The 11,217-nt window shown below is 75.7% G+C and carries 4 protein-coding genes; all 4 read right to left on the bottom strand.

Features of this window, described 5'->3' with window-relative positions; genetic code table 11:
- The coding region (locus VKZ81_RS04785; protein WP_324240174.1) for a non-ribosomal peptide synthetase at window positions 1-8,320 on the bottom strand (8,320 nt) is incomplete at its 3' end.
- Window positions 8,317-9,339, bottom strand: a complete 1,023-nt coding sequence (locus VKZ81_RS04790) for an iron-siderophore ABC transporter substrate-binding protein (protein WP_324240175.1) — start codon at window positions 9,337-9,339, stop codon at window positions 8,317-8,319. The genes VKZ81_RS04785 and VKZ81_RS04790, both read right to left, overlap by 4 nt.
- 52 nt (window positions 9,340-9,391) lie before the next feature.
- Window positions 9,392-9,619, bottom strand: a complete 228-nt coding sequence (locus tag VKZ81_RS04795) for an MbtH family protein (protein WP_324240176.1) — start codon at window positions 9,617-9,619, stop codon at window positions 9,392-9,394.
- 30 nt (window positions 9,620-9,649) lie between these two features.
- Window positions 9,650-10,930 carry a lysine N(6)-hydroxylase/L-ornithine N(5)-oxygenase family protein gene (locus tag VKZ81_RS04800; RefSeq protein WP_324240177.1) on the bottom strand — a complete coding sequence of 427 codons (1,281 nt, stop codon included), beginning with the start codon at window positions 10,928-10,930 and terminating at the stop codon, window positions 9,650-9,652.
- Window positions 10,931-11,217 lie beyond the last annotated feature (287 nt).

Here is an 11,217-nt window from a genome sequence, read left to right on the forward strand (position 1 = left end):
GCACCCGGCCCACCCCGGTGTCCGGCGCCCGCTGCGGCTCGGCGGCGGGGGCGGCGGCCAGGGCGAGGGCCTCCGGGGTGCGCCGCTCGAACACCAGCCGCGGGCTGAGCGCGAGCCCGTGCCTGCGGGCCTGGCCGACCAACCCGATCGAGATGATGCTGTCGCCACCGAGCTCGAAGAAGTCGTCGTCGACGCCGACCCCGCCCACGCCCAGCAGGCGTTCGAACAGCTCGCAGAGCAGCCGTTCGGCGTCGGTGCGCGGGGCCCGCCGCGGCCGCGCCGAGGTGAAGGCCGGCTCGGGCAGGGCCGCGGTGTCGAGCTTGCCGTTGACGGTCAGCGGCAGGTCGGGCACCGGGACGAGCGCGGCCGGCACCATGTGCGCAGGCAGCCGCTCCGCGAGCCGCGCGCGCACGGCCGCGACCAGCGCCTCGTCGCCGCCCGGGTGCTCGACCGCCGGCACGACGTAGCCGACGAGCCGCTTGAGCCCGGACGGCCGGTGGGTGTGCACGACCACCGCCGCCCTGGCGACCTCGTCCAGCGACTCGAGGGCGGCCACGACCTCCCCGGGCTCGATCCGGTATCCGCGGATCTTGACCTGGTCGTCGGTGCGGCCGAGGAAGTCGATGTTGCCGTCCGGGCGCCGGACGACGAGGTCGCCGGTGCGGTACATGCGCCCGCCCGGTTCGGGGGCGTACGGGTCGGCGACGAAGCGTTCGGCGGTGAGCGCGGCCCGCCGGTGGTAGCCGCGGGCCAGCCCGACGCCCGCGATGTACAGCTCGCCGGGGCAGCCGACGGGCACCGGGCGCAGGGCCCGGTCCAGCACGTAGGCCCGCGTGTTGTGGATCGCCCGGCCCACGGTGGGGGTGGCGCTGTCGCCGGTGCCGCCGCCGAGGGTGTTGATCGTGTACTCGGTGGGCCCGTACAGGTTGTAGCCGGCCACGCCGTCGGTGTCGCGCAGCGCGGCCCACACCGACTCGGTCACGGCCTCGCCGCCGAGCAGCACCAGCGCCGGCCGGTGCTCGCCGTCGAGCAGGCCGGAGTCGAGCAGGGCCTGCGCGAACGTGGGCGTCACGTTGATCACGTCGATGCGCTGGTCGCGGCAGTAGTCGACCAGCCTGCGGGCGTCGCGGCGCAGCTCCTCGTCGCAGACGTGCACCTCGTGGCCCTCGACGAGCCAGAGCAGCTCCTCCCACGACATGTCGAAGGAGAACGACACGGTGTGCGCGATCCGCAGCGTGCGCCCGCCCGCGGCCGCGACCACCGGGCCGAAGATCTCGGCGCGGTGGTTGGCCAGCATGTTGGTCAGCCCGCGGTACGGGGTGACCACGCCCTTCGGGGTGCCGGTCGACCCGGACGTGTAGATCAGGTACGCCGGGTGCTCCAGCCGGTCCGGGTCCCCTGCGGTGAACCCGGGGCGCTCGGAGTCCGTCGGGGGCGTGGGCGGGAGCGCGTCGAGCTCGTCGCCCACCCGCGGGTCGTCGAGCCGCACCACCGGCACGCCGTCGGGCGCCGGAACGGCGCCCCCGACCGCGAGCACGCACACCGGGTCGGCATCGGCGAGCATCACGGCGAGCCGCTGGGCGGGATGCTCCAGGTCGAGCGGCAGGTAGGCCGCGCCGGTGCGCAGCGTGGCGAACAGCGCCGCGACCATGTCCGCGCCGCGCGGCAGCGCCAGCCCGACCACCCGCTCCGGTCCGGCCCCGCGGGCGAGCAGCAGCCGGGCGAGGCGGTTGATCCGCGCGTCGAGCTCGGCGAACGAGAGCCGCTCGGACCCGCAGACCAGCGCGGTGGCGTCGCCCCGCTCCGCGGCCGTGCGGACGAGCGTCTCGGCGACCGACTCGGTGCGAAGCGGCCGGGCCGATGCGGCCCAGTCGTGCTCGAGGACGGCCCGTTCGCCGGGCCCGAGCAGCTCCACCCGGCCGAGCGGGCGGTCCGGGTCGGCGACGAGCTGCGCCGCCACCGCGGCCACGCGCCGCAGCAGCGCCTCGGCGTCGGCGTCGGCCACCGCGGGGTCGTGCTCCACGGTGAGCCCCAGCTCGGCCCCGGGCGTCGCGATGATCACCAGCGGGTAGTGGGTGGCGTCGACGTGGCTGCGCCCCACGACCCCGGCGGCGGCGAGCGTCTCCCGTGGGATGTCGGCGAAGTTCTGCAGCACGAACAGCGTGTCGAACAGCGTCTGCTGCCCGGCGGCGCGCTGGATGGCGCCGAGCCCGAGGAACTCGTGCTCGGCCAGCGCGAGCCGCTCGTCCTGCAGGCGGCGCAGGAACGCGCCGACGGCCTCGGCCGGGTCGGTGCGCACCCGCGTCGGCACGGTGTTGAGCAGCTGCCCGACGACGTGCTCGGCCCCGGGCAGCTCGGGTGGCCTGCCGGCGACCGTGGTGCCGAACACGACGTCGTCGCGGCCGGTGAGGCCGCCCACGACCAGCCCCCACGCCGCGTTGAGCACGGTGTTGAGCGTGACGCCGCAGCGCCGGGCGCCGTCCTGCACCGCCGCGGTGGCCTCCGCGGGGAGGGTGATCGCGGTGCGCCGTGGGACCGCGGCGGCCGGTCCGGGGCGGGTCGACAACCCCGGACCGGCCAGGGTGGGCCCGTCGAGACCGGCGAGCGCGTCGGCCCAGGCGGCCCGGGCCGCGTCCTCGTCGCGTTCGGCGAGCCAGCGCAGGTACTCCGGGAAGCTCCCGGCGGGCGGCAGCGCGTCCGGGGCGCCCCCGGCGTAGAGGGTGAACAGCTGGTCGAACAGCGTGCTGTGCGACCAGCCGTCCCAGGCGAGCAGGTGGTAGGTGACCACGAGCCGGTCCCGGCCGCCGGGCAGGCGCACGAGCGACATCCGGAACAGCGGGGGAGCGGTCAGGTCGAACCGGCGGGTCCGGTCGGCGTGCGCGATCGCCGCGGCCCGCTGCTCGGCCCCGGCCGGGTCCAGGCCGGACAGGTCGTGCTCGGTGAGCGGGTCGCCGGTGCCGCCGCGGACGACCTGGCAGACCTCGCCCTCGACCTCGACGAAGGCGCACCGCAGGGTGGGGTGCCGCAGCTGCACGAGGTGCGTCGCCCCGCGCAGCCGGGCGAGGTCGGCCCGGTGGTCCAGCTCGAACGCCGTCTGCCCGGTGTAGAGGTCCAGCGCGCCGGCGTCGTCGAACACGGCCTGGACGTACAGCCCGGACTGCAGCGGCGAGAGCGGCCAGACGTCGGTGAGGTCGCCGAACCGCTCGCGCAGCGCGGCGAGGGTGGCGAGGTCCAGCCGCACCAGCTCCAGCGGGCCGACCGGGGGCCGGGCCTGCGCCGGGGCGCGTTCGACGGTCGCGACCAGCGCGAGCGCCTCCGGGGTCCGGGCGGAGAAGACCTGGCGGGGGGTGAGGACCAGGCCCCGTTCCCTGGCCTTGCCGACGAGCGCGATCGAGCTGATGCTGTCGCCGCCGAGCTGGAAGAAGTCGTCGTCGGCGCCGACGCACGCGGCGCCGAGCAGCTCGGCGAACAGCGCGCAGAGCGTGCGCTCGACCGCGGTGCGCGGCGGGCGGCCGCCCGCCCCGGTGAACACGGGCGCCGGGAGCGCCGCGGTGTCCAGCTTGCCGTTCGCGGTGAGCGGCAGCTCCTCGACTGCCGTGATCGCGGCCGGGACCATGTGCGCCGGCAGCAGGCTGGCGAGGTGGCCGCGCAGCTCGGCGGCGGACGCCCCGGCCGCCGGGTCAGCGGGCACCGCGTAGGCCACCAGCCGGGTCAGGCCCGCGGCGTCGTGGACGACCACCGCGGCCTGGGCGACCCGCGGGTGGGCCTCCAGCGCCGCGACGATCTCGCCGGGTTCGATCCGGTATCCGCGGATCTTGACCTGGTTGTCGGTGCGGCCGAGGAAGTCGATCGTGCCGTCGGGGCGGCGGCGGACCAGATCGCCGGTGCGGTACATGCGCCCGCCCGGTTCGGGGGCGTACGGGTCGGCGACGAAGCGTTCCGCGGTGAGCCCGGGCCGGCCGTGGTAGCCGCGGGCCAGCCCGACGCCCGCGAGGTACAGCTCGCCGGGCGCGCCGTCGAGCACCGGGCGCAGCGCGCCGTCGAGGATGTAGGCGCGGGTGCCCCGCACCGGCCGGCCGACGGCGGGGGTGGCGCTGTCGGTGACCGCGGCGCCGAGCGCGTTGATGCTGAACTCGGTGGGCCCGTAGAGGTTCACGCCGTCGGTGCGCGGCGCGTCGCGCAACGCCGTCCACACCGAGTCGGTGACCGCCTCGCCGCCGAGCAGCACGAGCGCGGGCACGTGCTCGCCGTCGAGCAGGCCACCGTCGAGCAGCGCGCGGGCGTAGGTGGGCGTCACGTTCACGACGTCGATGCGCTGCGTGCGGCAGTGGTCGACCAGCCGGGGGGCGTCGCGGCGCAGGTCCTCGTCGCACAGGTGCAGCTCGTGCCCGGCGACCAGCCACAGCAGCTCGTCCCACGACATGTCGAAGGCGAACGAGGTGGTGAGCGCGACGCGCAGCCGCCGGGCGCCCGCCGCGGCGAGCGCCCGCGGCATGACCTCGGCCTCCGAGTGGGCGAGCATGTTGGCCAGGCCGCGGTGGGGGACGAGCACGCCCTTCGGGGTGCCGGTGGAGCCGGAGGTGAACATCAGGTAGGCCGGGTGGTCGAGCCGGCCGGGGGTGCCGGGCGCGAACCCGGGCACCTCGTCCAGGGCGGGCAGACCGGCGAGCTCGGCGTCGACCCCGGGGTCGTCCAGCCGGAGCGCGGGCACGCCCAGCCCGGGGTCGTCGGTCGCGGTGGTCACCACGCAGAGCGGCCGCGCGTCGGCGACCATCGCCGACAGTCGCGCGGGCGGGAGCTCCAGGTCGAGCGGCAGGTACGCCGCGCCGGTCCGCATGACGGCGAACAGGGCGGCCACGAGGTCGGGCGAGCGCGGCAGGGCGAGCGCGACGACCCGCTCCGGGCCTGCGCCGCCGGCCCGCAGCAGGCGGGCGATGGAGTCGATCCGCGCGTCGAGCTCGCCGAACGTGAGCCGCTCGTCGCCGCAGACGAGGGCGGTCTCGTGCGGGGTCGCCGCGGCCACGGCCGCGAGTCGCTCGGCCACGGTCCGGTCGGCCACGGCCTGGTCGGCGGCGTCGCGTTCGGCGGCCGACCAGGTGGCGCGCAGCGCGGCGGCCTCCCCGGGAGCGAGCACGTCGACGCGGCCGACCGGCTCGTCGACGTGCTCGAGCATGCGCTCGACGGTGGCCGCGAGCCGCGCCAGCAGGGCGGTGGCGGTCGCGGGGGCCACCGCGTTCGGCCGGTACTGCAGCGTGAACCGCACCCGCGTCTCGGGCGCGACCACCAGCGCGAGCGGGTAGTGGGTGGCGTCGGTGTAGTCGACGTAGCGGGCGCCGGCCGCGGCGAGCACCGCCGGGTCCGGCTTCGGGAAGTTCTGCAGCACGAACAGGGTGTCGAACAGCGTCTGCCGCCCGGCGGCGCGCTGGATCTCGGCGAGGCCGGCGTGCTCGTGGTCGACGAGCGCGGCCCGCTCCCGCTGGATGCGCTGCAGCAGGTCGCGCACCGGCTCGGCGAGGTCGATCCGGACCCGGGCGGGGACGGTGTTGAGGAACTGGCCGATCGCGCGGTCGCTGCCCGGCAGCTCCGGCGGGCGGCCGGCGACCGTGGTGCCGAACACGACGTCGGTGCGCCCGACGAACCCGCCCAGGGTGATCGCCCAGGCCGCGTTGAGCACGGTGTTGACGGTCACCCCGAGCGCGCGGGCGCCCTCGCGCAGCGCCGCGTCCGCCCCGGTGGACAGCTCCAGCTCGGCCGTCGACGGCAGGACCGGCGCGTCGTCCGACGCGGTGTGCTGCGGCGGCGCGACCAGCGTGGGGCCGTCCAGCCCGGCCAGCGCGTCGCGCCAGGCGGCGTCGGCGGCGGCGCGGTCCCGCCCGGCGAGCCAGCGGGGATGGTCGAGGTGCGACGGTGGCGGGGCCAGCCCCGGGTCGGTGCCGTCGTGGGCGAGCAGCAGGAACAGCTCGTGCAGGACGACGTGGTGCGACCAGCCGTCCCACGCGGTGAGGTGCTGGGTGAGCACCACGCGGTGCCGGTCGCCGGGCAGGCGGGCCAGGACGATCCGGAACAGCGGGGGAGCGGCCAGGTCGAACCGCCGGGCCCGCTGCTCGGTCGCCACGGCCGCGAGCCGGGCGAGCGCGTCGTCGGGGGCGAGGTCGGTGAGGTCGACCTCCTCGACGGGGACGGTGGCCGTCGGCAGGACGACCTGCACCGGCGCCGGGACGTCGTCGCCGACGAGGGCGGCGCGCAGGAACGCGTGCCGCGAAAGGAGCGTGGCGCACGCGCGGCGGAGCACGGCGCCGTCGAGCGGGCGGTCGAACTCGAACACGTGCTGTGCGGTGTAGGGGTCCGCGGCGCCGGAGGAACCCTCGAACAGCGACTGGAAGTACAGCCCGGCCTGCAGCGGTGCGGCGGGGAACACCGCGTCCGGGCCGATCCCGTAGCGGGCCGCCACCCGCCGCGCGATCTCCGGGTCGAGCAGCGGCGCGGACCGCTCCGCCTCCGGTTCGGCCGGGTCGGCGGCGGCCGGGTGGCGGGCGGCCAGCGCCTCCGCGGTGCGCAGCTCCATCAGCTCGCGCACCCGCACGCGCAGCCCGTCCTCGTGGGCCGCCCGGATCACCCGGACCGCGGTGATGCTGTCACCCCCGAGGGCGAAGAAGTCGTCCTCGGGCCCCACCTCGGGCAGGTCCAACGCGGCGGCGAGCCGCGTGCACCAGGCCCGCTCGGCGTCGTCGCGGGGCGGGCGGCCGCCGCCGGACTCGAGCGGGGGCGGCGGCAGCGCCGCGCGGTCGAGCTTGCCGTTCGGGGTCATCGGCAGTCCGCCGGGCAGCGGCACCAGCGCCGTCGGCACCATGTACTCCGGCAGCGTGTCGGCCAGCCGGGCCCGCAGCTCGGCGGGCTCTCTGGCGCCGTCGCCGAGCACGACGTAGCCGACCAGCATCTTCCGGCCGGGCCGGTCCTCGCGTACCACGACCGCGGCGTGGGTGACGCCGGGCTGCGCGAGCAGCGCCGCCTCGATCTCGCCGGGTTCGATGCGGTAGCCGCGCAGCTTCACCTGCTGGTCGCTGCGGCCGAGGAAGTCGAGGGTGCCGTCGGGGCGCCAGCGGGCCCGGTCGCCGGTGCGGTACATCCGCGAGCCGTCGGCCGCGAACGGGTCGGCGACGAACCGCGAGGCGGTGAGCGCCGGCCGGCCGCGGTAGCCGCGGGCGAGCCCGCGCCCGGCGACGTACAGCTCGCCGACCTCGCCGACCCCGACCGGGCGCAGCGCGTCGTCGAGCACGTAGGCGTGGGTGTTCGGGTCGGGGCGGCCGATCGGAGCCGGACCGGTCCAGCCGGGCTCGGCCGTCCACAGGGTGGAGTTCACCGTCGCCTCGGTCAGCCCGTACGCGGTGACCACCCGCAGCGGGCCGGCGAAGCGCCGGATCACCTCCGGCGGCACCGTCTCGGTGCCGACCACCAGCACCGCGCCCTCGGGCAGCCGCGCGTCCGGCGGGAGCGCGGCGACCAGCGACGGCGGGAGGATCATGTGGGTGACCCGGTGCGCGACCAGGTACTCGGTGAGCTCGGGGCCCGCCACGCGGCGGTGGGCGGGCACCAGCACGGCGGTGCCGCCGACGCACAGCGACATGGTCAGGTCCCACACCGCCACGTCGAACCCGATGGAGGCGAACTGCGCGACCCGGCTCGTCGCGTCGACACCGAGCCGGTCGACGGCGGTCGCGACGAGGCTGCCGATGCCCTCGTGGGTGAGCACCGCGCCCTTCGGCCTGCCCGTGGAGCCGGAGGTGTAGATGACGTACGCGGCCCGGTCGAGCTCGATCGGGCCGCCGAGCTCGGCGTCGTCGAGGTCGGCCCCGGACAGCTGCGCCAGTTCGGCCGCCGCCCCCGCGGTGTCGACGACGAGCGTGGTGGTGCCCGCCGGGAGCTCCGCGGCCAGCTCGGCGGTGGTGAGCACCAGGCCGGCCCCGGAGTCCGCGACGAGGTGGGCGATCCGCTCGGCCGGGTGGTCCAGGTCGAGCGGGAGGAACGCCGCACCCGCCTTGAGCACGGCGAGCAGCGCGACCACCAGCTCGGGGGCGCGGGGCAGGGCGAGCCCGACGACGTCCTCGGCGCCCACCCCGCGGGCCCGCAGCAGCCGGGCCAGCCGGTTGGCGCGCTCGTTGAGCTCGCGGTAGGTGAGCGACCGGTCCTCGCAGACCACCGCGGTCGCGGCCGGCCGCTCGGCGGCCCGCGCCTCGAACAGCCGCGACCAGGTCTTCTCCTCCACCGGGCGCCACGGGGCGCGGGCCCACGGTGTCAGCTCGTCGATGCTCGCCGCCGTCACCGTCGCGCGTCCATCCGCTCCAGCTCGGGAACGACCCGCTCCAGCGCGTACGGGATGCTGAGCACGGTGTTGAACGTGATCGCGGCGCCGGGGAACGGCGGCGTGGTGTAGTCGAAGTAGCCGACCCGGCCCTCGCGGACGACGTCGAGCCGGTTGTAGATCGGGTCGTCGCGCAGGACCTCGAGCGTCTCCGGGTCGGAGGTCCAGGCGAGCCGGTCGACGTCGAGCAGCTGGTACTCCTCGGCGCTGACGGTGGCCACGTTGTCCTGCACCCGCGGCTCGATCCACGGCGGCCGGGTCTGGAAGCCGAGCTCGGCGAAGAACCGCGACTTCGGGTCCTGGGGGGAGAACACCTGGTAGGTGCCGCCCTCCGCGGTGGCCATCACGAGCAGCGTCATCCCCGCCCACTGCGGGTGCGCCGCCCTGACCTCGGCGAAGCGCTGCTCGACCTCCGCCACCAGCTGCTTCGCCCGCTCCTCGCGCCCGAGCGCCCGGCCGACGGTGAGGGTCATGTCCTGCCACGGGGCACCCCACGGGTCGTACTCCGCCGGGTGCGCCACCGTCGGCGCGATCTTCGACAGGGTGTCGTACTCGGACTGGTCGAGGCCCTCGTACAGGGCGAGGATCAGGTCCGGCTGCAGCGCCGCCACCTTCTCGAAGTTGATCTCTCCGGCGTTCGACACGATCTCCGGCACGTGGCCGCCCGCGGCCTCGGTGGCCCACGGGAAGATCGCCCCGGGCTGCTCGTCGAACCACTCGGTGGTGCCGACCGGCTTCACCCCGAGCGCGAGCACCGGGTCCTGGTCGCTCCAGCCGATCGTCACCACCCGCTGCGGCGGAGCGGTGATCGTGGTGGAGCCGAGGGCGTGGTCGATCGTGACCGGCATCCCGGTGGCCTGTTGCTGCGGCGACGTCGGCGACTCGGGGGACGACGCCGGGGGCGCGCCGCACGCGGACGTGGCCACGGCGAGCGCGGCGGCCGCGGCGACCAGCCAGCGGCCTGCGACGGGGCGGAACATCGGGGGATTCACTCCTGGGGTAGCGGAACGGCGAGGACGGCGCGGCGGCTGGTCAGGCGGGCGGCTCGGCCGCTTCCTGCGCGCGCCGCAGCGACCGCGGGCGCAGGTCGGTCCAGTGCCGCTCGATGTGGTCGAGGCACTCCTGCCTGCCGGCGTCCGCGAGCGCGACCCGCCAGCCCGCGGGCACCGGGACGAACGCGGGCCACAGCGAGTGCTGCCCCTCGTCGTTGACCAACACGTGGAAGGTGCCGTTCGGGTCGTCGAACGGGTTGCTGGACATACGTGTCCCCTTCTTCCGGGATCGGGGGAGTCAGACGGTCGCGCCCGCGCGGGCGACGATCGATTCGACGATCTCGCCGCTGCGCACGGCGATGTTGGACAGCAGCGTCGAGGACAGCCCGTGGGTGTGCTCGGTGGCGCCCTGCACGTAGATGCCGGCCCGCACCTCGGGGTTCGTGGCGACCCGGTAGTCGCGGTCGATGACGAGCCGGCCCGCCTCGTCGCGCCGGCAGCTGCCGGCGAGCTCGCCCAGCAGCGCGCAGGGGTCGGAGGGTCGGTAGCCGGTCGCGTACACCACCAGGTCCGCGGTCAGCGCCTCGCGGGTGCCGTCCAGCAGGGACTCGACGGCGACCTTGACGTGGTCGCCCGCGGCGACCGCCTCGGTCACCCGGCTCACGTTGAGGAAGCGCAGGCGCTCCCGGCCGCTGACCTTCTCGTGGTAGTGCCTGCGGTAGAGCGACTCGATCAGCTCCGGATCGACCACCGAGTAGTTCGTGTTGGCGTGGTAGCCGAGGATCATCCGCTTGACCTCGGCGGGCGCTGTGAAGAACTCGTCCACCGCGGCCGGGTCGAAGACGCGGTTGGCGAACGAGGTGTCGTCGGCCGGGCTGTAGCCGTAGCGGTGGAACACCGCCCACACCTGCGCCCGCTCGAACCGCCGGTGCAGGTGCTCCACCGCCTCGGCCGCGCTCTGCCCGGCCCCGACCACGATCACCCGCTCCGGGTCGACGATGCGGTCGATGCGGTGCAGCAGGTCCCGGGAGTGCCAGATCCGCTCACCGGGCACCACCCCGTCCGGCAGCTGCGGGGTGAGCCCGGTGGCCAGCACGACGTTGCGGGTGCGCAACCGGCCGCGGGTGGTCACGACGTCGAGCAGGTCGGGGGCGCCCGGCACCGGGTCGACGCCGGTGACCTCGGTGCCGTAGTCGACGTCGCCGGCGAACCGGCGCGCGACCCACTCGAGGTAGTCGTGGAACTCCAGCCGCGTCGGGAAGGCGCTGCCGTAGTTGATGAAGTCGACGAGCCGGTCGTGGTCGTGCAGGTAGGACAGGAAGCCGTACTCGCTGGCCGGGTTGCGCAGGGTGACGAGGTCCTTGAGGAAGCTGACCTGCATGGTCGCGTCCTCGAGCAGCATCCCCCGGTGCCAGCCGAACTCGGCCTGTCGCTCCACGAAGCGCGCCCGCAGCCGGGCGGAGGTGTTCGCGTCGTGCTCCGCGACGGCGGCGTTGTGCTCCGCGATCGCCACGGCCAGCGCCAGGTTCGACGGCCCGAAACCGACCCCCACCAGGTCCAGCGGCCCGTCCTGTGTCATCCGCACGCCCTCTCCCTCGAGATCAACCTTGCCCACCCTCATATAAGGTGAGCCTCACTTCAATAGGTTGATCGAGAGGGGCGGCCTACATCACACAGACGGCCGAGCCCGTGACACTCCGCGTCCGGGTCAGGTGTCGCGGTGGTCGACCCGGATCTCCCAGGGGGCGAGGGGTTGGTCGCCGAGTTGGGTGTCGTCGCCGCTGAGGTTGGCCACGACGACGCCGTCGGGGGCGCGGAAGGCGAGCAGGTGGGGTCGGGTGGGGGAGCGGCCGATCTCGACGTCGC

The sequence above is a fragment of the Pseudonocardia sp. genome, from assembly GCF_035305885.1.
In the GTDB taxonomy this organism is placed as follows: Bacteria; Actinomycetota; Actinomycetes; order Mycobacteriales; family Pseudonocardiaceae; genus Pseudonocardia.